19 protein-coding genes are annotated in these 22,580 nt (G+C 30.4%); 5 read left to right on the forward strand and 14 right to left on the reverse strand.

The window, feature by feature from the left end; translation table 11 throughout:
* Nucleotides 1-143 precede the first annotated feature (143 nt).
* The 6 genes from AC1XJX_RS02615 to AC1XJX_RS02640 form a co-directional block, all read right to left on the reverse strand.
* On the reverse strand, nt 144-1,310 hold the full coding sequence (locus AC1XJX_RS02615) for an acyl-CoA dehydrogenase family protein (protein WP_482002401.1): 1,167 nt from the start codon (nt 1,308-1,310) through the stop codon (nt 144-146).
* Nucleotides 1,303-2,187: a ComEA family DNA-binding protein gene (locus AC1XJX_RS02620; protein WP_482002402.1), complete on the reverse strand. Its 885-nt coding sequence runs from the start codon at nt 2,185-2,187 to the stop codon at nt 1,303-1,305. Before AC1XJX_RS02620 ends, AC1XJX_RS02615 begins: the two co-directional genes overlap by 8 nt.
* Nucleotides 2,188-2,210: 23 nt before the next feature.
* Nucleotides 2,211-3,908, reverse strand: a complete 1,698-nt coding sequence (locus AC1XJX_RS02625) for an alanine/glycine:cation symporter family protein (RefSeq protein ID WP_482002403.1) — start codon at nt 3,906-3,908, stop codon at nt 2,211-2,213.
* Nucleotides 3,909-4,014: 106 nt separating this feature from the next.
* A complete protein-coding gene (locus AC1XJX_RS02630; protein WP_482002404.1) occupies nt 4,015-5,034 on the reverse strand; it encodes a potassium channel family protein in 1,020 nt (339 codons plus the stop codon).
* On the reverse strand, nt 5,031-5,258 hold the full coding sequence (locus tag AC1XJX_RS02635; protein WP_482002405.1) for a PspC domain-containing protein: 228 nt from the start codon (nt 5,256-5,258) through the stop codon (nt 5,031-5,033). Before AC1XJX_RS02635 ends, AC1XJX_RS02630 begins: the two co-directional genes overlap by 4 nt.
* Nucleotides 5,259-5,361: 103 nt before the next feature.
* On the reverse strand, nt 5,362-6,639 hold the full coding sequence (locus AC1XJX_RS02640; protein ID WP_482002406.1) for a DUF2851 family protein: 1,278 nt from the start codon (nt 6,637-6,639) through the stop codon (nt 5,362-5,364).
* Between the two features lie 76 nt (nt 6,640-6,715).
* On the opposite strand from AC1XJX_RS02640, the gene AC1XJX_RS02645 reads away from it, so the two are divergent.
* Nucleotides 6,716-7,120 (forward strand): DUF2721 domain-containing protein, encoded by a 405-nt coding sequence (locus AC1XJX_RS02645; RefSeq protein ID WP_482002407.1) that lies wholly within the window; start codon nt 6,716-6,718, stop codon nt 7,118-7,120.
* A gap of 824 nt (nt 7,121-7,944) precedes the next feature.
* On the opposite strand, the gene AC1XJX_RS02650 is transcribed toward AC1XJX_RS02645, so the two are convergent.
* On the reverse strand, nt 7,945-11,964 hold the full coding sequence (locus AC1XJX_RS02650) for an FG-GAP-like repeat-containing protein (RefSeq protein WP_482002408.1): 4,020 nt from the start codon (nt 11,962-11,964) through the stop codon (nt 7,945-7,947).
* A gap of 389 nt (nt 11,965-12,353) precedes the next feature.
* Between AC1XJX_RS02650 and AC1XJX_RS02655 the strand changes: the two genes are divergently transcribed.
* Nucleotides 12,354-12,488, forward strand: coding sequence for a 30S ribosomal protein THX (locus AC1XJX_RS02655; protein ID WP_482002409.1), 135 nt, complete (start codon nt 12,354-12,356; stop codon nt 12,486-12,488).
* A 45-nt stretch (nt 12,489-12,533) separates the two neighbouring features.
* Here the strand turns inward: AC1XJX_RS02655 and yaaA are convergent, their stop codons facing one another.
* The 3 genes from yaaA to AC1XJX_RS02670 all read right to left on the reverse strand — a co-directional run bounded on the left by yaaA (nt 12,534) and on the right by AC1XJX_RS02670 (nt 15,829).
* A complete protein-coding gene (yaaA, locus tag AC1XJX_RS02660) occupies nt 12,534-13,292 on the reverse strand; it encodes a peroxide stress protein YaaA (protein WP_482002410.1) in 759 nt (252 codons plus the stop codon).
* Nucleotides 13,293-13,409: 117 nt separating this feature from the next.
* Nucleotides 13,410-14,390 carry a PLP-dependent cysteine synthase family protein gene (locus AC1XJX_RS02665; RefSeq protein WP_482002411.1) on the reverse strand — a complete coding sequence of 327 codons (981 nt, stop codon included), beginning with the start codon at nt 14,388-14,390 and terminating at the stop codon, nt 13,410-13,412.
* 203 nt (nt 14,391-14,593) lie between these two features.
* Nucleotides 14,594-15,829 carry an ABC transporter permease gene (locus tag AC1XJX_RS02670; RefSeq protein ID WP_482002412.1) on the reverse strand — a complete coding sequence of 412 codons (1,236 nt, stop codon included), beginning with the start codon at nt 15,827-15,829 and terminating at the stop codon, nt 14,594-14,596.
* 5 nt (nt 15,830-15,834) lie between these two features.
* Here AC1XJX_RS02670 and AC1XJX_RS02675 point away from each other — a divergent pair, with 5 nt between their 5' ends.
* A complete protein-coding gene (locus tag AC1XJX_RS02675; protein WP_482002413.1) occupies nt 15,835-17,160 on the forward strand; it encodes an exo-beta-N-acetylmuramidase NamZ family protein in 1,326 nt (441 codons plus the stop codon).
* A gap of 33 nt (nt 17,161-17,193) precedes the next feature.
* The gene (locus tag AC1XJX_RS02680) at nt 17,194-18,273 is read left to right on the forward strand and encodes a serine hydrolase domain-containing protein (protein ID WP_482002414.1); all 1,080 of its coding nucleotides are present in this window, start codon (nt 17,194-17,196) and stop codon (nt 18,271-18,273) included.
* Here AC1XJX_RS02680 and AC1XJX_RS02685 read toward each other — a convergent pair.
* Together AC1XJX_RS02685 and AC1XJX_RS02690 are read right to left on the reverse strand one after the other, a co-directional pair.
* Nucleotides 18,270-19,100 carry a sterol desaturase family protein gene (locus AC1XJX_RS02685; protein WP_482002415.1) on the reverse strand — a complete coding sequence of 277 codons (831 nt, stop codon included), beginning with the start codon at nt 19,098-19,100 and terminating at the stop codon, nt 18,270-18,272. The genes AC1XJX_RS02680 and AC1XJX_RS02685 overlap by 4 nt on opposite strands.
* Nucleotides 19,101-19,189: 89 nt before the next feature.
* Entirely contained in the window at nt 19,190-19,684 is a 495-nt protein-coding gene (locus AC1XJX_RS02690) for a YkgJ family cysteine cluster protein (RefSeq protein ID WP_482002416.1), read from the reverse strand.
* 55 nt (nt 19,685-19,739) lie between these two features.
* Here AC1XJX_RS02690 and AC1XJX_RS02695 point away from each other — a divergent pair, with 55 nt between their 5' ends.
* Nucleotides 19,740-20,435, forward strand: coding sequence for a class I SAM-dependent methyltransferase (locus tag AC1XJX_RS02695; RefSeq protein WP_482002417.1), 696 nt, complete (start codon nt 19,740-19,742; stop codon nt 20,433-20,435).
* An 86-nt stretch (nt 20,436-20,521) separates the two neighbouring features.
* Here AC1XJX_RS02695 and AC1XJX_RS02700 read toward each other — a convergent pair whose 3' ends face one another.
* Entirely contained in the window at nt 20,522-20,950 is a 429-nt protein-coding gene (locus AC1XJX_RS02700; RefSeq protein WP_482002418.1) for a hypothetical protein, read from the reverse strand.
* Nucleotides 20,947-22,560: an amidohydrolase gene (locus AC1XJX_RS02705; RefSeq protein WP_482002419.1), complete on the reverse strand. Its 1,614-nt coding sequence runs from the start codon at nt 22,558-22,560 to the stop codon at nt 20,947-20,949. Before AC1XJX_RS02705 ends, AC1XJX_RS02700 begins: the two co-directional genes overlap by 4 nt.
* Between the last annotated feature and the right edge of the window lie 20 nt (nt 22,561-22,580).

A 22,580-nucleotide genomic window follows, 5' to 3' on the forward strand; every position in this document is an offset into this window, starting at 1 on the left:
ACGGATAAAAGATAATGATTTTTCTAAATTAAAACCACATGAAGTAGCCCTAAAACTTCAATTTATAAAATGAATTTAATGTTTCAGAAAAATCTAAAAATGAATAGAATGAAAATAATGATTAAACCTATTTAAATATAGACCTAGGTTGCTGGCTTGTACTCTTTTTTGTCTATAATTATTTTAGCCAATATTTCTCTTAATATTTCTGACGTTCCACCACCAATTGGACCTAATCTACTATCGCGAAGTAATCTTGCCATTGGGTATTCTTCCATGTAACCATAACCACCTAAAAATTGCAAACATTGATAAATAACCTCATCTGCCATTTTAGTTGATTTCAATTTAGACATAGTGGCTTCTTTTACAACATATTCCCCTTTATTTAATCTGTAAGCTACTGAATAATTAAACTCTTTACAAATTTCCATATCGGTATATAAATCTGCAATAGTATGCCTTAACGCTTGAAACGTATCAATAGTTTTTCCAAAAGCTTGACGCTCACTCATATATTTAAGGGCATATTCTAAAGCAAATTCAGCACGAGCATGTGCATTAATGCCCATTATTAATCGCTCTGAAGCAAAATGCTGCATGATATATGGGAAACCTTGACCTTCTTCTCCCAATAAATTTTCAATAGGGACTTTAACATTATCAAAAGCAATTTCACCTGTATCTGAAGCCTTCCAACCTAGTTTATCTAATTTGGTAGCAGTAATTCCTTTAATCCCCCTATCTAAAACGAATATGCTTATTCCTTTGTTACCTAGCTCTGGGTTTGTTTTAGCGGCTATTATTAAATAATCACTATAAACACCATTTGTTATAAAAGTTTTTGAACCATTTATAATGTAATGCTCACCCTCTTTAACAGCGGTAGTTCTCATACCAGCAACATCACTTCCTCCAAAAGGCTCAGTAATACAAAGACAGCCTATTTTATCTCCTAAAATACTAGGTAATAAATATTCTTGTTTGATAGCTTCATCACCTTCTGCATTTAAATGTGTCATTGCAAGATAAACGTGTGCCCAAATAGCTGCTGCAAAACCTCCTGAATTTACTTTTTGAAGCTCTTCAAGTAAAATTACAGTGTAAAACAAATCCAAATTCATACCTCCATAAACCTCAGGATAGTTGATTCCGAAGAATCCCATATCTCCAAATTTTTTCCAAATAAATCTATCTATTTTTCCCGTTTTTTCCCACGTTTCGATATGTGGAACCACTTCCTTTTGTAAGAAATCTTGAAGGCTTTTTCTAAAAAGATTATGCTCTTCTGTGAAGTACATGCTATTCATTTATTTTTTCTTTTTCAAGATGCAAATATAATTTAATTATCTCTATTTTATTTACAGGAAAGCCTTTTACTTTTATTAATTCATCAAGAGCTTTATAGCCTTCTCTCAATACGCGTTGCTCAATTATTTCATTCGCAAGATTATAATCTATGTGTTGAATTGTGACCAAATCATTTACGTTAGCTTTATTTAAATCTATTGTATTTATTTTTCTAGGTGATTTTACTGTAAATAGTTCAGTAATACTTTCGATGACTTCTGGTGTTAAACCATTAATATCTAGCAGTTGAATATCAGATATAAAGCCGCCTTTAAACTTATTACGGTATGCTATAATTTGTTTTGAATAATACGCTCCTACACCATTTACTGTCTGAAGATCTAATGCTGTAGCAGTATTTAAATCTTGCTTTTGAGCATAAGCTTTTGGCTTATTATTAAAGCTATATATTGTTTTTGAAGTTTGATTCTCATTAACCCATTCTGGAAATTTAAAATAAGGCGACATAGCATTTAATAAAGAATCGGATACTTTTGTGACTTCTTGAAATTGTTTTGTTGAGTTAATCCATTTATTTTGCTTTCGATAAGATAACAATCTGTCTATTTCTTCATTTGACATCCCTAAAACAGAACCTCTATAATCAGTTATATAATTTGGATTGAAAGGGAATATTTTAGGCTTACTTTCATTTAATTCAACTTGTTTTAGTGAATCAATTTCTTTTTGAAATTTTGATAATTGCTCGCTATTTAGCTGAATATTATCTGAACTGAAATCAACAAAAAAATAAAGAGTTTGTAAAATAATAATGATGCAAACCAATAATAAAATCCCATTTCGTTGCTGTTTAGTAAACGTGAAATAGGATTTCATATAAATTAAAATATTTTAATCAACTAGTCTTGTATTGCTTCCTTTTTAAGATTGATAGCATCTAAATAACGTCTTAATTGTTTTTTAACAACTGGGAATAACAAGAATAATCCAACCATGTTCGGGAAGATCATTGCAAAAATCATTGCATCAGAGAATTTCCAAATTGAACCCATACTTGCTGCAGCTCCAATTACAACAAAAGTTAAAAATAATATCTTGTAAACCATATCTGCAGTCTTTCCTCTTCCGAATAAAAATTTCCAGGATTGTAAACCATAATAAGACCAAGAAATCATGGTTGATACTGCAAATAACACAACTGCTACAGTTAAGAATACGTTTGAATAAGGTATATATTCGGCAAACGCTTTAGATGTAATTCCAGCACCTTCAAATGGTAAACCATCAATAAAAACTACTCCTGAACCATCTCCTCCATACTCAAAAAACCCACCGAAATTAAATATTACAATAACTAAAGCGGTCATTGTACAGATGATAACTGTATCAATAAATGGCTCTAACAAGGCAACTAAACCTTCAGAAGCGGAGTATTTTGTTCTTACTGCAGAATGTGCAATGGATGCTGATCCAGCACCTGCTTCGTTAGAAAATGCAGCACGTTTAAAACCTACCAATAAAACACCTATTAATGAACCTACGCCAAAGGCCGTTGGATTAAATGCTTCTTCAATAATTAAAGCTATAGCGTCATCAATTAATGAGAAATTAATTAATATGATGTACAAACAAGCGATAATATACATTAATGCCATAAAAGGCACTACTTTCTCAGTTACTTGAGCAATACGTTTGATACCTCCAATAATAATGATTCCAACTAAAGCAGCTAATACAAGACCTACAATAGCTCCTGCAGCAGTACTTTCCCAATTAAATAACTCCTTTATTACAATAGTAGCCTGGTTAGATTGAGCTGCATTACCACCTCCAAAAGAACCACCAATACAAAAAGCTGCAAATATAGCAGCAGCTACTTTACCAAATGTTTTAAAACCTTTAGCTTTTAAACCTTTACTAATATAATACATTGGACCACCGTATACAGTTCCGTCAGGACCTACATCTCTATATTGAACTCCTAAAGTACACTCAACAAATTTAGTGGACATCCCTAATAAACCACAAATAATCATCCAGAATGTTGCTCCTGGACCACCAAGCGCAATAGCTAATGCAACACCAGCAATATTACCATTACCAACAGTACCTGAAACGGCCGTTGCTAATGCTTGAAAGTGAGAAACTTCACCATCAGAACTTTCATCCCTTATGGTATCAACAATATCACCATCTATAGCTAAATCATTTTTAATACTAACTAAATGCTCTTCAATATCAACATTTGATAAATCTTGACCTTGTGCTATACCATCTTCCCCATAAAGCTCTTTAGCACCATGTTTTTCTATATCTTCGTATTTACCTCTTACTGTGTTTATAGCAGTCCAGAAGTATCGAATGTTTGGAAAGCCAAAGTAAATAGTGAAAAATAAAGCACTACCAACTAATAATAAAAGCACAAAAGGAATTGTAATAGAATCACTTTGGTAAACAGGAAAGAAAATCATCGCTTCAAAAAAATCTGCAACTGGTGTAAATGCCTGATCTATTTTTTGATCAAGACCAATTTCTTCTTGTGCAAAGGTTATTATAGGGCATATTATTGATAAAATTGAAAGAAGATATTTCTTCATAAGTATTGAAATTAGTTAGTTTTTTATTAATTTTTTTATAATGAACGGCAAGATGCTAAAAAAAATTGGTTTTTTAAAAAAATGCTTGTTAAAATAGGCGTTTAAATCAATCTATATCATATTCAGAATTTAAAGCATCTATTTGTTCTGGTCGTCCTAAAACAATTATTTTTGAGTTTGGTTTGAGCTCTAATTCTGCCTCAGGATTTACAATATATTCTCCATTTTCATTTTTGTAACCAATAACCGTACACCCTGTTTTACGTCGTAAATCTAAATCTTTTATGGTTCTTACCGACTTAGTGTTGTATAATTTCTCAACAGCTATTTCTTCAATATTAATATTGGATTTACCTACTATTGAAAGATTATCTATAAACTCCATTAATCCAGGAACCACTACTAAAGACGCCATATGGTCTCCTCCAATTTTATCTGGCAAAATAACATTGTTTGCACCTGCAAATTTTAATTTATCGTATGAAGATTCTTGTGATGCACGACTAATAATATTCATATTTTTATTTAATTGTCTGGCAGATAACACCACAAATAAATTATCAGCATCATTTGGCAATGCTGAAATAAAACATCCTGCACGACTTACTCCTGCTTGCTCTAGAGTTTCATCTTCATTAGCATTTCCTATTACATACAAAACACCATCAACTTGAAGGCGTTCTTCCATTTCTTTATTTTTTTCTACTACTACAAAATGCTTTTTATAAGCCATAAGCTTGCTTGCAGCCTGTTTACCATTTCTGCCATAACCACAAATAACTACATGGTTTTTTAAGCTATCAATCTTTTTTTGCATTTTTTTATATTTTAATTCTTCAATATTGTTTTTACTTATGATGTATTCTGTAATAATCGAAAGTGCATAACCAACTATAACAACACTAGCTAATATTAAAAATATGGTGAAAACCTTTGATTTATCATCTAACGGAATGACTTCTCCATAGCCAACAGTAGTCATCGTAATTACAGTCATATACAAAGCATCAACCCAAGAATAGCCCGAAATTATTTTATAACCAGTAACGCCTATAAATAAAATAATTACTAGCAAAATTAATGCTGTGTAGATTTTGTTTCTAAAAAATTTTATAACTGGATTCATAAATCAAAAACCGATGAGCGTTTTGTGTACAATAAATCTTTTATTCGCATCCAAAATGCTAAAAACAAATATAAGGCAAACCCAAAACCAACCGTTACAAAAGTTAAATACATGAACGAGGTTCTAACAACCTTAGCTCTAATACCCAACCTATCTGCAATACGCTGACAAACGTAATAACCACGTTTTTGAAAAAAAAGTAAAAGTTTATAAATACTATTCATCCCGCAATTTAACTATAAAAATTTGATTTTACTCTAGCTTTTAAACTAACTAAATATCGACTTTGATAATTAATATGTTTTTGATAATTTTTTAATAAACTTTTTAAAAATTTTGTGAAATTATCGAATTCCCTACAGCACATTTTAAACATCTATTTTTATCGCAATAATGTGTTTTAAGTTGAATGAGTGCTTGAGAGTCTAGTGCAGAATTTGAAACTTTAATCAGATCATTAAAAGCATTGATGATGCTATTTTTTTCTGATTGAATTGTAGTTCCTAAACTCAAAATTAATTCATCTATATTTTCTCCTTTTTGTTTTGCATAACAAAATTTTAAAGGAATAATAGTATTTATTAATAACAAATCTACAAAAGATTTTGTAAGTAATTTAGTTGACGCTTTTGATACTTTTTGAAATGTGTAATGTGTTTCCCAATGGGCAGTTGTAGAAACTTTAAAAAGATCATAAAACCCTTGTAAAGTATTAATTTCTATAATTTTTGAAAACAAATTTTGATGCTTATAGTATAAACTTGATAATTGAGATATCCGAATGGTTGGAAAATTTGGAGGTCGTAATCTGAAAAACTGCATGGGTAAAACATGATTGTTTTCTAGCTTAAATTTCTGTTTTAAAAAAGCATATTCTTTTACTAACCCTAAATAATACAAATCTTGAAAGTCATCATTTAAAAAACCTGCTTGTCCAAATAATAAAGCTTCTAGTGTTTCAAGGTTGTTTTGGGTTTTTCTGATGACAGAAAAATCAATAGAATTTGCTAAACTAAAAAAGGAATCTCCGTTTACTTTAAGTCCAAAATTTTTAGTTAACATTTTAAATAACACTGCCTCCCAATCGTTTTGTGAAGCTTGTAAAAGCGCTTGTATAGTTTCAGATTTTTGCTCTAAACGCTCAAAATATAAGCGTTCTAACCAGTTTTTTATTAGAAAATCATCAACTGAAGCAAATTCAGTTTCACAATTAATCCAAGTATGCTTTTTATTAAAAAGCTTTTGGTAATTATTCAAAACATTATCAGCAATAAAATCCTTTAGTTGTAAAGTAGGTATAACCGTATTATCTTTTCTAAAAATTTCAGTATCATGTTCCCAAACTACATGTAAAATAACATTATCATAGGCTTTATCCTGTTCGTGATTGTGCAGAAACCAATCAGATGATTTTACATGAATTTCTACATTACCTGCCCAAAGTTGGATTCCTATTTTAAGTTTCGCATTAAAAAAATCTGGACCACTATTAAAATTATGTTCTCCAACCGATACTATTTCAATAGGTTCTCCAATTTGAGTTTTTAAGGTATTGGTTTGAAATTTTTTAAATTTCCATAAATAGTGGAGAAAATCTTCTTTCATGCTACTAATTTAAAATATTCTATAAAAATAATACTATAAACTTTTAAGTTGTTAAATTTGAACAAACAACTTGTTAATGGAGCAATTAACCCTTACAACACCAGCACTTTTATTTTCGGCAATTTCTTTAATTATGTTAGCTTATACCAATCGGTTTTTAGCCTATGCAGCAATCATACGAAACTTGCATGATAAGTATAAAAAGGAGAAAGATACTATTCTATTTGCGCAAATTAAAAATATTAAACAGCGTTTGTATTTAACACGATCTATGCAAATTTTTGGAATTTCTAGCTTATTACTTTGTGTTCTTACTATGTTTCTAATTTATGTAGAACTGCATATTGTAGCTGTTTGGGTATTTGGTTTTGCTCTTGTTTTACTCATATTATCATTAGCTTTTTTAATTTGGGAAATTCAAATATCTGTGAAAGCTTTAGAGCATCATATTAGTGATATTGAAAATGATGAAGCAAATTGATTTTATCAAAAAAAAATGAAAAAGGTTTAAGATTAAACATTAAAACGATTTCATTTTAAGTCGTTGTATCCAATTTTATGAATAAATTCCTTCGATAATAATATTTCTAATTTTAATATTGTCTTGTTCTAGAAAAATAGATAATAATTGGAATTAAAATTCGGAACTTAATGGAACTTGGGTTAAATTAGAAAGAGATTTCAACGGATATCTGATTTAAGAACCCTGGAACGGCATTAATAAATCAATTACCGTAAATAATGAAATAGACATTTATGATCTAAGTCAAGAAACTAATGATACTCTAAAGATTGATTCCATAAAAATACTAAACACACTAAATCAAATAGAATTTTCAGGAAATCACGAATTTTATTCAATTAAGTCAATTACGAAAGTTATTGATTTTGACAAGAAATTGTACCTTTTAAAATGGCAATTAACACCTAAAAACAATACTGACAACGTTATGAAAAAAAATGATGATGACCAGAAAAGACTTATAAGAGGATTTTAGATTTACAGAAAATCCTTTTGATTTTTAAAAAATCGCTGAAAAAGAGTTCCTTCCTATTGAGTGTGAATAGAATAAAAAACAAACAGTACAAAAGAACCAAGCTAAAAAATAAGCTATTTTAAGCTAATTTTGAAACAAAGTTTACGTTGTATAGCATTCCTAATTTACCTTACTAAAGTCCTCGTTAGCAAAATTTAACTATTCTTATATAAAAAACGTTAAATAGGCTTCTTCAATTTCATTCAAAGTAAACGCCTAATAATTTTGATAATAAACTATTAAATAAAAATTTTCACCTCTTTTGATATTATTTAACTATTAACATTTTGGAAATAGTATTTACTTTTAAAATATAAACTCCTGAAATAGTTTTTTTTGGTAATAAAATTTGAGTCGTTTTATCTTTGTCATCAAATATTATATCAAAATTAATCTGCCTACCATGTAGATCAAACAAACTAATAGCATCAAATTTTGTAGTATTTGATATATAAACTTCATTTAACAAAACCGGATTAGGATATACCAATATACTTTGAGTTGATTCTAAATTCAATTCAGAATCAAAATAAGGTAATGCGAAATTAAAAGCATTTATTCCAACTTCTTTACCAATAATCCTACCAGAAATATCATCAACTGGAGGATGTATACCTCCCCAGATACGAGAGAGACTTGTTTGATCAGAAGCATCTCTATATGTAGCCCATTGTAATTTCACATCAACTGATGGTCCTTTCTCAAAAACCAAAAATTCATCTTTCTTGGCTACAAATTCTCCCATACCACCGGGAAAAAAAGCATCTCCTGTTATTAGTGTCATAACTTCAGCTGCTGCTCTTGAAAATGTAGAATGTCCTGAAACAAAACCTGCAAATGGAGGTGTTACAAATGAAGGCCGCTGATATGGCCACCAATTTTCTGCTAAAATCCAACCCACACCAGCCACATCTGTATTGGCATCATTTATTGCATCATGCCCTAACCATGCATGTATTTTCATTTTACCAAGGTTTTCGTTATTATCGCCAATAAGCGGATCATTTTGTTGAATAACTTCAATAAAACCAGATACTAAAGGAATTCCACCTGGATTATAATTTATCAAATTTGGATCTGTACTTTGGCCTAATTCACTCATATAGCGTATGGCCGAAATTGGCCTAATATAATCAAACCAGCCCTTAATACCCCAAGCTGTTATAGCGGAATCATGCATAGCACCAGCTAAAATAAAATAAGCCTTTACATCCCATTCTAATGGAGGTAAAACATCTCCTATACCATTAAATTTTCTTTCAAATTTAGGGTGATCATTGACATAATTAAGTATTGTAAACCAATGTCCAGGTGGTGTTTCAGAATCTGGTCCATCAGCCCAAAACTCAGCTAAAACCCTTGTATAATCACCTCTAGGTACTAATTGGACTTCATAAGATGCTCCTGTTGAAGGATTCTCATTATGCCCATTACTAATATCACCACCATTATCGTAATCATAAAAATCAGAATAAACTGAATATGAATTTGGAAATAAATCAAAATCTATATTACCAATAGAATTTGGTGATATATCCCACATAACACCATCAGTTGCATCTAAATGTGAACTCCATTTAGCTACGAGTGTAAAATTCCATTTATATTGATCACTTGAAACATTTTGTGTAATAACATCTAATTGTGGAGGCATTTCTGGTAAGTGATATACATGAAAAATATTACCCTCTCTTTCTAATAAACTTTTGTTGTTCAGAGCAAATGGAAGTACTTTACCCCATTCAGGTCCTAAAAAACTGGGAGTTGAACCCGGAATAATATTATTACTCTGATCAATAAATGTATCAAAACTTAATGGTTGCCATCTATTTGGATTTATAATTCCTGTTGTTTGGTTAGGTAAGTTTAAACTAAGTGGCGGATTAACCGATTGGTAATAACTATTACTGTAATCATTAATTTCATTAGAACCATCAATTAAACCATAATTAATAAGTGTTGAACCTATATAATTACCTAATGCTGCGGCATCACCAGATTCATAATCTAATGTAGTATTATTTATATCATAACCCAATTGATTCATAATATAATCAAACCTCTTAAGGCTTTCAATCCCTCCTGGTGAATTAACAAATCGGTGAGTTAACAATCTATATGCTGCATAACTCATGGTTTTAGATATTGAAATATCATTTGATTCATTAGGTACAAAAATATTAAGCTTACTCTGAAATTCATTTACTATATTACCAATTAAATAAGGTTTGGCATTTTGACTATAAATTGCCCAACTATCATAAAGCGCTACAGAGGTATGAAATAAGTTTCTGGCATGTACTGTTGGTCTTGCAAAATCTCTTCTAATAGCTTCTAATAATGCCTCATTCCATATTCTAGCAATTGAAATATTATCTGGAATAATATCTAGACTTAAATTAATTTCCAATACAGTTGTTACATTTGAGCAACCATCTAAACTCTCAGTTACAATTATTTTACCAATTGATTCTAAACCCCACTTAACAGTAATTGAATTAGAACCTTGGCCACTTAAAAGCTCGCCACCTTCAACTAACCAACTAATTTCTGAGTTTTCTTTAATTTGGTAATTATATATTTCTATGTTATTAAAACCTGATTCTGTTTCGCCAATTATCTCTTGATCTGATCCTAAGATACAACTACCATCATCTGAAGTAGCTAATGGGTTATACGTGCAAGAATTTGGATCTGTACATCCATAAATCTTAATACTTGGTTCGATATTTAAAACCTCATAACCTTGTCCCTCAATAACTCTTAAAGTTGTATTTGAATTCAGATTATTATAAGTTTCAGTTAATCCCGAAGGCCATAAAATTTCTAATTGATCAATTACATTATCATCTTTTAATCCAAAATGAATAGGCTTTAAGCTCTGAGACAACATACCTATACCATGATGATAACGCACTATGGTTCTATTTGAAGTTGTTACAGAAAGTTTTGATCCAATGGCATCTCTATTTGAAATTGTTCCTTGAAGAATGATTTTAAACCAACTTAAATTAGTATTTCCGTTGATTATTTTATTTTCATACATAAAAGAATTGCCCACTGAATTTGAAACGAACAAATCAATGTCACCATCATTATCAAAATCAAAATCTTGAGCATCTGTACTTACCGAAAATGGATTGAGGTTAGTAGTTTCTGATATATCAAGAAATGTGTTTTGATTTTCTTCATAAAGATTTTCAAAATATACATTTTTAACAGGAATAGTATTTTTAAAACCATTAACAACAAACAAATCTTCATCACCATCTAAATCAAAATCTGAAAACTTGCAGCCCCAACCAAATCCTGTACCTGTAAATGATGTATTATTAGATTCAGAAACTTCTGAAAAAATATTATTACCATTGTTTTCAAACATAGCATTAATATTAATACCTGTTACATAAAAATCGAAACTACCATCATTATTAAAATCTCCAACAGCTATTCCCATATCGTCCAATCTACTATCTAATCCATAGGCTTCTGCTTGATCAATAAAGCTTAAACCGTTTTGATTAATTAGTAAACTATTTGGTTGATTTTTATCATTTGAAATATAAAAATCTAACCAACCATCTTTATTAAAATCAAAGGGAATCATTGTGTAACTAAAATTACTTGATCCAGTTCCAACGTTAGAACTTAAACTAACGTTTACAAAAGTGCCATTGCCTTTGTTTTCATAAAGAACATTACCATCACAACTTCCCCAATCTCCGATGAAAATATCTAAAAAGCTGTCATTATTATAATCTACCCAGGTAGCACCAGTATGTCTGCAGTTGTTAATAGATTGAATCCCAGCCTCAGAAGTTACTTCTCTAAAAGTACCATCTCCTTGGTTATGAAAAAGCTGCACCTTAAAGGAATGTGTAAAAAAAATATCTGGATATCCATCATTATCATAATCTCCCCATGAAGCACCATATTTAAAGCCATCCAATCCTGGAAAAAGATCTCCAGCTTCAGCCGAGGAATATAAATTAATCAAATTAGAAACTTCTGTAACATCTGTAAATGAGCCGTCGTTATTATTACGAAATAACTTACTAAAAGATTTCTCTACCCCATCCTGGTCTATAGCTTTGGCAACTACAAATAAGTCTAGATCAAGGTCACCATCATAATCTGCGACTGCAGCACCATTATTATCAACCAAAACATTTAAACCAGAAGCTAATTCAATTCGTTCAAAACTTTGAGCATATATTTTATTGTTTAAAAGAAAAACTAATATTAAACATCCATAAATAAATGTACTAAAGAGTTGAATTATCTTCACAAATAAAATTTTTACATAAAATATAATATTTACAAATAAATTAAAATATTGTTAAAAAACATTATAAAAGTTTAATAACTAATGAGTTTGATAAATAATAATTAATAAAATGGGTAGATTTAAAGTAGTTTTTTAAATTAAACTTTTACTTTTTCAAAAAAACGCTATGCTGCAAAAGTCTAAAATCAAATGTATTAAATTTTGGTTTTTTAGCTTATGGGGTTAGTACAATTGTATTCTAGCAATAGAAATATTAGCAGTGTCAGAACCTGAGGTTAATAAAATGTTTTTAATAAAAGGTTTATAAGGGTGTTTTTGTTTAAACACGTTTTTACTTGGAATTTTGTGTTAATTTTTGTAACTTATGGATACTAAAAATAAAAAAATCTATGGGAAAAGGTGACAAAAAAACAAAACGCGGAAAAATAAACAGAGGAACTTTTGGAGCAAGAAAACCTCGTATTAAAAAGAGACCATCTTTAGAAAGTAAAATAAATATTGATAATAAAGTTATAGCCAAATAAGGTTTAAACTTTTTAAAAGTTTTAAACCTATCTTAAACAGTTTAATCACCTTATAAAAACCAAATGGTTTGGTTTAGACATAGGCTCACTAAAACTATATCTTTCGTAATTAAATCCTTTTAAATCTTCGATTGTTTTAGCTTCTTTATCTATAATATATCGAGCCATTAAACCACGTGCTTCTTTTGCGAAAAAAGAGATTATTTTATACTGGCCATTTTTAAATTCTTTAAAATCTATATTAATAACTGGCACTTTTAAGGCTTTGGTATCTATGGCTTTAAAGTATTCGTTACTTGCTAAGTTTACAAATAACTCATCATTTTCAAGCTCTGCATTTAAAGCTTTGGTAATGTCTTTTTTCCAAAACTCATATAAGTTTTTGCTAGTTCCTACTGGTAACTTTGTTCCCATTTCTAAACGATAAGGCTGAATCAAATCAGTGGGTTTAAGTAAACCGTACAAACCAGATAAAATTCTAATAGTATTTTGAAGTGTTTGTATTTTTTCTTGAGGAATGGTGTAAGCATCTAAACCTCTGTAAACATCGCCATTAAAAGCATAAACTGCGGGTCTTGAATTTTCTGTTGAAAAAGGCAACTCCCAAGATTGATTTCGATCGTAATTTAACTGTCCTAAAGCATCTGAAATACTCATTAGCTCAGATAAGTTTTTAGCTGATTTTTTTTTAAGCAATTTATTTAAACGCTCTGAATGTTTTAAAAACTGAGCTTCTGAATATTGTTTTATAGGTAATTGGGAATCAAAATCTAAGGACTTTGCAGGTGATAAAACGAGTTTCATGCTTAATTAATTTTATGTTGCAAATTTACAATTACTATCATTCTTAAAAAACTATAAACTAGAGTTATTAATAATGCTACTATAAATTGAATTTATTAAAAATGTTAAAAAAAAAATCTAATCTAAATAACCCATTTTTCGCATCCAATCATCATTAAACATTTTAGCAACATATCTGCTTCCATGATCGTGAAATAAAACAACAACAACATCATCTTTTGTAAATTGTTCTTTTAATTGTAAAACGCCTTTTATAGCTGCACCTGCAGAATTCCCTAAAAACATACCTTCTTCTTTAGCCAGTTTTTGGGTGTAAATTGCAGCGTCTTTATCGGTTACTTTTGTAAAACCATCAATAATTGAAAAATCTACATTTTCTGGTAGAATATCTTCACCAATACCTTCAGTTACATAAGGATAAATTTCTTTTTCATCAAAAACTCCTGTTTCGTGATATTTTTTAAATACAGAACCGTAAGTATCTATACCCCAAATTTTAATGCTAGGATTTTGTTCTTTTAAGTATTTTCCAACACCAGAAATAGTTCCACCTGTACCTACGCCAACCACAAAATGGGTGACTCTACCATCTGTTTGTCTCCAAATTTCTGGTCCAGTACTTTCGTAATGAGCTATTGCATTACTTGGGTTATCATATTGATTTACATACCATGAATTAGGGATTTCTTTTGCTAAACGCTTAGATACTGAGTAATAAGATCTAGGGTCTGTAGGTTCCACATCTGTTGGGCAAACAACTACCTCTGCGCCAACAGCTCTAAGTATATCCATTTTTTCTTTGGATTGCTTATCGCTAATTACAAAAATACATTTATAGCCTTTAACAATAGCTGCTAATGCTAAACCCATTCCAGTATTACCAGAGGTTCCCTCAATGATAGTTCCACCTAGTTTTAAGCGTCCGTCGGCTTCAGCATCTTCAATCATTTTTAGAGCCATTCTATCTTTGGTAGAATTTCCTGGATTGAAGGTTTCGTATTTTGATAAAACTAAACAAGGTAACTCTTGGGTAAGTTTGTTAAGCTTAACCAGTGGTGTATTTCCTATTGTTTCTAATATATTTTTTGCGTAATCCATACTGCAAATTTAAGATATTGCTACGAATACTCGAATATTTTAAATTGTTATAAGAAAAATCTCAAATTGCGTTAACGATTGAACGGCTTGTTTGAAATCCTTTTTGCTTCTTTACGCAAAAAGATTAAATAGTAAAATATTTACATCCATAAATTCAAAAATATTATTGAATGAATAAAATGAATCAAAACACCCAAGTATATTTAATTGAAACGTATAGCCTTAATTGGGGATATTTTGGTAATTATGTAAGATGGCACTAAAAGCATGAGAAAACACAAAATAAGGGTCCCTATATTTAACACTAATATGTAACCAAAACTAATATAAACAGGTGCTTCGGCAACGTAATAGACACTTGGGTCTAAAGGAAAAAGTTTTAGATATTTTTGGGCAAACAAAAGTGCTAAACCTAACAAATTACCCCAAAATAAGCCTAATAAGATCAGGTATGAGGCGTTGTACAAAAACAACTTACGGATACTCCAATTATTGCTTCCCAATGCTTTTAAAATACCAATCATTTGTGTGCGTTCAAGAATTAAAACTAAAAGTGCTGTAATCATATTTATCCCTGCTATGAGAATCATGATACCAATAATGCCATAAATATTTTTATCGAATATTTTTATCCACTCAAATATGGAGTCGTACTTTTCTATAACGGTTTGCGTGTTAAAAGTTGATGGTGTATTTTGGTAAATTTCTATGCCTTTTTGTTGAATTTGAGAGTAATCATTTAAAAAAACCTCAAAGTTACCAACTTGATCTTCATCCCATTTATTAATGCGTTGTATGTGCTTTATGTTACCAATTAAAAACTGTTTGTCTAAATCTTGAAAACCTGAGTTATAAATCCCAACTATTTTGCATTTCAAGTAATTGGGCAATTTTTCAGGATCATCTTTTGCAAAAACCATTTGAAATTCGTCGACTAATTTAAAGCCCAACCGATTTGCCAAATATTCTGATATCAAAACCTCTTCATTCCATTTATCTTTAAAAGATGGTAATCTACCTTCTATTAAAAACTCATTAAAATATTGCCAATTATAATCATTATCAACGCCTTTATAAATAGCACCCTCAAAATCAGTTTCTGTTCTTATTACACCAAATTTTGTTGCAACTACTTGTACATGGTTTACACCTTCAACAGATTTAAATTCAGGATAAAAATCTTGGTTTTTTGATATTGGAAAGACACTTTCTTGTGAGTTATTACTATCGTAGTTTGTAATGGTAATATGGCCATTAAAAGCCACGACTTTGTCGCGTATTTTTTGTTGTAAACCAATACCCGTAGCTATGGCTATCATCATCACTATCAATCCTATAGTAATAGCTGAAATACCAATTTTTATTATTGGTGCCGATATACTACTTTTATACGCTTTACTACCAATAATGCGTTTAGCTATAAAATACTCGTAATTCAAATTATATGATGCCTTTTAATGTTTTCAAAAATACAGTTTTATTATTTGTTTTGGTACTAATATCTTGTGCAAACTTATCGAAGTCTGAAGCCGAAAAACAAAAGCTCTTAGACAAAAAACCAAAGTCTGAAATTACAACTATAAAAAGCCAAAAACCAAAAATTATTGTTGGTGCTAATCAAATAATTAACTATTTACCGCTTTTACAAAATAAACGTGTTGGTATTGTTGCGAATTTAACCTCTGTTATTTTTAAAAATGCACAAGATTCTATATTTGAAGTATATCCTAAAGGAGAAGTTGAGTTTAGTCATATTCAAAAAAATGATATTCTTTACACGCACCTAGTGGACTCATTACTATCATTAAAAGTTAATGTAAAAAAAGTGTTTTCTCCAGAACATGGTTTTAGAGGTACTGCTGATGCTGGTGAACATGTAGATAATGGTATTGACACTAAATCAGGTTTGCCAATTATTTCGCTACATGGAAAAAACCGTAAACCAACAAAAGAAAATCTTGAAGGTGTAGATATTATGATATTTGATATTCAGGATGTTGGCGTTAGATTTTACACTTATATCTCTACCTTACATTACATTATGGAATCTTGCGCCGAAGTCAATATTCCTGTTATTGTTTTAGATAGACCAAATCCAAATGGTAATTATATTGATGGTCCTACTTTAGAAATTGAAAACCAAAGTTTTTTAGGAATGCATCCAATTCCTCTAGTGCATGGAATGACCATTGGAGAGTATGCAAACATGATAAATGGTGAAAAATGGTTAGAAAATGAATTGCAATGCTCGATTACAATAATTCCAGTAAAAAATTATACCCATGATACGTTTTATAGTCTCCCGATTAGACCTTCTCCAAATTTACCTAACAATCAATCTATAAAATTATACCCTAGTTTAGGACTTTTTGAGGGTACAAATATAAATGCAGGTCGTGGTACAGAGTTTCAATTTCAGAGGTATGGCGCACCATTTTTAGATAAAAAAATGCTGCCTTTTATTTATACCCCGATTTCTAATTTTGGAGCTAAAAATCCAAAACATAAAAATGTTGTTTGTTATGGTGAAGATTTAAAAGATGAAGAGCTTAATGGTATGATAACACTAAAATGGGTAATTAAGGCCTATGAAAATTCTACAGATAAATCCTTGTTTTTTAATACTGAAAACTTTACAAAGCATGCAGGCACAAAAAAACTCCAACAACAAATTGAATCAGGCTTGAGTGAAGAAAAAATAAAACTTAGTTGGCAGGAAGATTTGAAAAATTTTAAAAAAACAAGAATCAAATATGTAATTTATGATTAATTATTCAGACTTTAATTTTCAAATATCACATAAATGAAAAGGATTCTTGCAACCATTATGTTGTTTCTTGGCGGACTTAGCTACAGTCAAACAGAAATCAATCAAAATCAAATTAAAACAAGAACTGCAAAAAAGTTAGCGAAAAAATTTTTAAGGAAACAACGCATTCCCGGTATGGCTATATCTGTTTCACAAAACGGTGAACTTATCTGGTCTAAAGGTTTTGGATATTCTAATAAAAAACCAAAAAAAGTAGTAGAACCAGATATTACAGTTTTTAGAATTGCTAGTATATCAAAATCTATTACTGCTATGGCACTTGCAAAATTACTTGACGATGGTGTTATTAATTTAGATGAAAGTATTTATAATTATTTGCCAGACTACCCTAAAAACAATCATGATTTTAACATCAGGCAATTAGGTGGTAATTTAGCAGGTATTAGGCACTATAAAAATGATAATGAATATGCTTTAAATAAAAAAATGAGCATCACAGAAGGCTTGTCCCTTTTTAAAAATGACTCTTTATTATTTAAACCTGGTTCTCAATTTAATTACAGCACTTTTGGTTTTGTTTTATTAAGTGAAGTGATACAGAAAGCTGCTGACAAAACATTTATTAGTCTTGTAAACGATTCGATATTTAAACCGCTACAAATGGAAAATTCTAGAGCAGAGATATCCGATGAATTTATATCTAATAAAACACAATTTTACAGAAAATCTTTATTAAAAAAACCAGTACTTTCGTCTCCGGTTGCGAATGAGTATAAAGTTGCTGGTGGTGGTTTTTTATCAACCTCAGAAGATATTGTAAAATTTGGAAACGAACTTATTTTTCCTAAAATTATATCTCAGAAAGCATTGGAAAATATTACAAAACCCCAACGCTTAATTACTGGAGAAAATACAGGTTATGGGATAGGTTTTTCATCTGTAACTACCAAAAAAGGAACACCTAAATATTATCACACAGGTGGTGGCGTTGGTGCATCAAGCATTCTTTTGGTATATCCAGAAGAAAAAGTTGTAATTACAGTTTTAACCAATTTAACCGGAGTAAATATGGAAGAATTTGGAAAACAGCTAGAATCTGTATTTGTTGATTAAACCAAAGTTGTTGGCTTTTTATATTTTTGAAAAGGCTGTTTTAACAAATCCTTGATGTTACTATTTTCCTTTTCATCTGGAAAAACATCTACCCCATAAACAATTTGCTCCCTATCAAGTTCCATATAAGTCCCTAAAAGCCTATCCCAAACTGAAAAAATATTCCCGTAGTTTGAATCGGTGTATGGTAAAACATAATGGTGATGTACTTTATGCATATCTGGAGAAACTAAAACATAGCTTAAAGCTTTATCTATTTTTTTAGACATTTTTATATTAGCATGGGTAAATTGTGTGGCTACTAAAGACATGGATTGATACAACATAACAATAGCTATAGGAGCACCAATAACTAAAACTCCTAGAAGTGTAAATGTAAAACGGATAAGACTCTCTATGGGATGATGCCTATTAGCAGTAGTGGTATCTACTTTATGATCTGAATGATGCACCAAATGTATCATCCAAAGTGGTTTTATTTTATGCTCAACAAAATGAGGTAAATATGCTCCGAAAAAGTCCATTAAAAAAACACCTAAAATACCATATAACCAAATGTTCATCTCGGGTAACCAATTTAAAACACCAAAATTATTCTCCACAACCCAATCTGCTGTTTTTAATAATAAAAAAGCTAAAGCAAAATTGATAACAACCGTTGTAAGAGTAAAAAATATATTAGGAAGAGCATGTTGCCATTTTTTGTAATTAAATTTAAATAAAGGGATAGCGCCTTCTAAAAGCCAAAAAAAAGTTAAACCACCTACTAAAATAATACTTCGATGGGAAGATGGAATGGTTTCAAAATAGTTTAATATCGTTTCCATTAAATAAAATTTTATTTAAATATAATAAAAAAGTTAATGATAAATATAATGTAAGAATAAAGAACTAAGAGTCAGGAATCATGAATCTATTAAAACTTTATTTTCTTTTTCATTTCTTCGACAATATTAAAAGCTGCCGGACAAATAGCCACATTTTTCAATGTTAAATTTGAAATTTGCTGAAACTTATTTCTATCTGTATGCGGAAATTCTCTACACGCTTTTGGCCTAACCTCGTAAATTGAACAGTAATTGTCAGCGCCTAAAAATGTGCAAGGCACACTCTGTAATACGTAATCATTATCTTCATCAATTCGTAAATATTGATTAACAAACTGCTTAGTTTTCATCCTAAAATGTTTCGAAATTCTATCAACATCTTTGTCGGTAAAAAGTGGTCCTGTAGTCTTACAACAGTTAGCACATTTTAAACAATCCGTTTTTCTAAATTCTTCATCGTGTAAACCTTGCATTATATAATCCAAATTTTTTGGTGGTTTGCTTTTTAACTTAACGAAGAATTTTTTATTCTCGTTATGCTTATCTTTGGTGAGCTTTGGAAGATTATTTATGATGTCTTGCATGGCGTAAAAATAGTACTTTATATAAGATGCTGAAACAAGTTCAGCATAACAATTTATGAAAGATTTATTCGGAAAAGCTTTATTAGATTATCAAAACGGAAACTATTCTGAAGATATTATCACTTCTACTAATATCTCTGAAGAGGATGATTTACCACTTTCTTATTTATTTCGCAGTTTCAAAGACATGCCTAAAATTGAACAAAAAGCTTTAAAACTATGTAAAGGCAAGGTTTTAGATGTGGGTTGTGGCGCCGGAAGCCATAGTCTCTTTTTGCAGAAAAAAGGTTTTGAAGTTAAAGCAATTGACATCTCTAAAGGCTCTATCGAAGTTTCTAAGCAACGTGGTGTATTACATACCGAAATTTTAAATATTTTAGATGAAACCGAAACCTTTGATACTATTTTACTTTTGATGAATGGTACTGGTGTTTTTCAAGAAATTATTCAAGTATCTAAATATTTAACACATTTAAAAAATCTTTTAAAACCCAGCGGACAAATTTTAATAGATTCATCTGATATTAAATATATGTATGAAGATGATGATGGCGGTTATTGGATGGATATGAACTCGCAATATTATGGAGAGCTCGATTATTATTTAAGTTACAAAGGCCAAAAAGAAAACCCAATGAAATGGCTTTATTTGGATTTTGAAACTTTAAAATTAGCCTGCGAAACTGTTGGACTTACTTGTGAATTAGTTTTGGAAGGTGAGCATTTTGATTATTTAGCGAGGTTAATATAAGTTATGATTCCGTAATTGAAGCGGAATCTATTAAAAATAGAAATTAGAAATTGGACTCGTGCTTTTGTAGGAATATCACAAAGTATTTAGTTTTTATCTTTTATAAACACATGCTGAGAATCTCCTTTTCCGTAAATAAAATTATAATCATTTAACACCAATATTTGCTCAGAGATACTGCCATAATCATATATTAATTCAATAAAATAAACACCTTCATTATATTTAATTTTAACATTTGCGTGTTGATTAATAATAATCTCATTACCTATGGTTTTTTCTGCTTTTGGAGGCAAGTTTAACTCTTCAAGAACTTCTACAAATCCTTTCTCTTCATTAAAACCAAACCTGTAAATAACATTTTTAGCTTCTCCTTTTAGTTTCCAATCACCTCCAATAGCTTTTTTAACAGCTTCAACATCTTTAAAACTTGATAGATTTTGTGAAAAACACATTATAGATATCCCAAAAAGGAGCATGCACAATAAGTTTTTAATACTAATAATTTCATTCATTTTATCTTTCCATCAACAAACGTATTAATTACTTTTATTTTGGGTATTTCAGAGGCTTCAACTGCCATAATATCTTTATCCAAAATAATGAAATCTGCAAATTTACCAGCTTCTATACTGCCTTTTTCATCTTCTTCAAAATTAGAATATGCTGCCCAAATCGTCATGCCTTTTAGGGTTTCTTCTCTACTTAAGGCATTTTCCATTTGAAATCCACCTTCTGGATATTGGTCTAAATCTTGTCTCGCTACTGCGGCATAAAAGGTTAAAAACGGACTCACATTTTCTACTGGAAAATCGGTTCCTAAAGCAACTTTGCCATACGCCTTTAATAAATCTTTAAAAGCATAACCCCCTTTTATACGTTCGGCTCCTACTCTATTTTCTGCCCAATACATATCGCTGGTAGCATGTGTTGGTTGAATGGATGGAATAATGTCGGAAAAATGTTCAAAATCTTCTGGAGATATAATTTGAGCATGTTCTAAACGCCATCGTCTATTGGGTTTACCTTTCAATACTCTCTTATATGTGTTTAAAACGGCATGATTTGCTGAATCGCCAATAGCGTGAGTATTCATTTGATATTCAGAATTTGAAATACGTTCTGCAGTTTCATTTAAAGTCTCAATACTATTAACCAAAAGTCCTAAATGCCCAGGTTGATCAGAGTATGGTTCTCGTAACATAGCACCTCGAGACCCTAAAGCGCCATCACCATAAAACTTGAAGGAACGTACATTTAGTTTTTCAGTTTTAATGATGCCTTTATTTAAATAATAATCGATATTTTCTTTTGAAGCCGAAACCATGGCATAAACACGCATAGTTAAATCACCTGTTTTTTGTAAACTATCAATCATTTCAATAGTTTCCCTATTTAACCCTGCATCGTCAACAGTTGTTAAACCTAAATCAAAACAGATTTTTTGAGCATCTTTTAAAGCAGCAACGGATTCTTGGATACTTGGTTCTGGAATGATATTTCTAACAATTCCCATAGCTGCATCTATAAGTACACCTGTAAGTTTACCATTCACTTTTAAAATTTCACCGCCATTAACATGTGTATTCTCATCAAGAGTTGTTAAATTAATAGCTGCTTGATTTACTAAAAGCGCATGACCATCTACTCTGCCAATAGCAACGGGTGTATTAGGGAAAATGGAATCTAATTTATCTTTTGTTGGGAACTCTTTAACTTCCCAATCATTTTGGTCCCAACCTCTGCCTGTGATAAAGCTGCTGTTTTTTTCTTTTTGAAAATCAACTAACTTTTGGATAACTTCATCAAAGCTTTTTGTACCTTCTAATTTCACCTTTTGTTCACCTAAACCCATTCTGTAAAAATGGCAGTGCGCATCTATAAATCCTGGTAAAATAGTCTTTCCTTTAGCATCAATAATAGTATCGGCCACATATTTATCTTGAAGAGCTTTAGAACTTCCAACTTCTAAAAACTTGCCATCTTTGATAGCGAAAGCTTCAGCATTTTCAAATTCTTTATTAACAGTATAAACATTTCCATTAATTACTATAGAATCAACACGTTCTTTTGTTTTACAAGACAAAAAACTTAATAATATAAAAAAGGTTAAGATATTTTTCATGAGTTGTTTAATTCATTCTT

This window comes from Flaviramulus sp. (assembly GCF_982512915.1).

What these genes read in the sequence shown, in the direction of transcription:
- AC1XJX_RS02640 (WP_482002406.1), bottom strand. Translation starts at nt 6,639, where the DNA reads ATGAAAGAAGATTTTCTCCACTATTTATGGAAATTTAAAAAATTTCAA.
- AC1XJX_RS02615 (WP_482002401.1), bottom strand. Translation starts at nt 1,310, where the DNA reads ATGAATAGCATGTACTTCACAGAAGAGCATAATCTTTTTAGAAAAAGC.
- AC1XJX_RS02685 (WP_482002415.1), bottom strand. Translation starts at nt 19,100, where the DNA reads ATGGAAACGATATTAAACTATTTTGAAACCATTCCATCTTCCCATCGA.
- AC1XJX_RS02700 (WP_482002418.1), bottom strand. Translation starts at nt 20,950, where the DNA reads ATGAATGAAATTATTAGTATTAAAAACTTATTGTGCATGCTCCTTTTT.
- AC1XJX_RS02680 (WP_482002414.1), top strand. Translation starts at nt 17,194, where the DNA reads ATGAAAAGGATTCTTGCAACCATTATGTTGTTTCTTGGCGGACTTAGC.
- AC1XJX_RS02705 (WP_482002419.1), bottom strand. Translation starts at nt 22,560, where the DNA reads ATGAAAAATATCTTAACCTTTTTTATATTATTAAGTTTTTTGTCTTGT.
- AC1XJX_RS02695 (WP_482002417.1), top strand. Translation starts at nt 19,740, where the DNA reads ATGAAAGATTTATTCGGAAAAGCTTTATTAGATTATCAAAACGGAAAC.
- AC1XJX_RS02620 (WP_482002402.1), bottom strand. Translation starts at nt 2,187, where the DNA reads ATGAAATCCTATTTCACGTTTACTAAACAGCAACGAAATGGGATTTTA.
- AC1XJX_RS02675 (WP_482002413.1), top strand. Translation starts at nt 15,835, where the DNA reads ATGATGCCTTTTAATGTTTTCAAAAATACAGTTTTATTATTTGTTTTG.
- AC1XJX_RS02665 (WP_482002411.1), bottom strand. Translation starts at nt 14,390, where the DNA reads ATGGATTACGCAAAAAATATATTAGAAACAATAGGAAATACACCACTG.
- AC1XJX_RS02645 (WP_482002407.1), top strand. Translation starts at nt 6,716, where the DNA reads ATGGAGCAATTAACCCTTACAACACCAGCACTTTTATTTTCGGCAATT.
- AC1XJX_RS02690 (WP_482002416.1), bottom strand. Translation starts at nt 19,684, where the DNA reads ATGCAAGACATCATAAATAATCTTCCAAAGCTCACCAAAGATAAGCAT.
- yaaA (WP_482002410.1), bottom strand. Translation starts at nt 13,292, where the DNA reads ATGAAACTCGTTTTATCACCTGCAAAGTCCTTAGATTTTGATTCCCAA.
- AC1XJX_RS02630 (WP_482002404.1), bottom strand. Translation starts at nt 5,034, where the DNA reads ATGAATCCAGTTATAAAATTTTTTAGAAACAAAATCTACACAGCATTA.
- AC1XJX_RS02635 (WP_482002405.1), bottom strand. Translation starts at nt 5,258, where the DNA reads ATGAATAGTATTTATAAACTTTTACTTTTTTTTCAAAAACGTGGTTAT.
- AC1XJX_RS02655 (WP_482002409.1), top strand. Translation starts at nt 12,354, where the DNA reads ATGGGAAAAGGTGACAAAAAAACAAAACGCGGAAAAATAAACAGAGGA.
- AC1XJX_RS02625 (WP_482002403.1), bottom strand. Translation starts at nt 3,908, where the DNA reads ATGAAGAAATATCTTCTTTCAATTTTATCAATAATATGCCCTATAATA.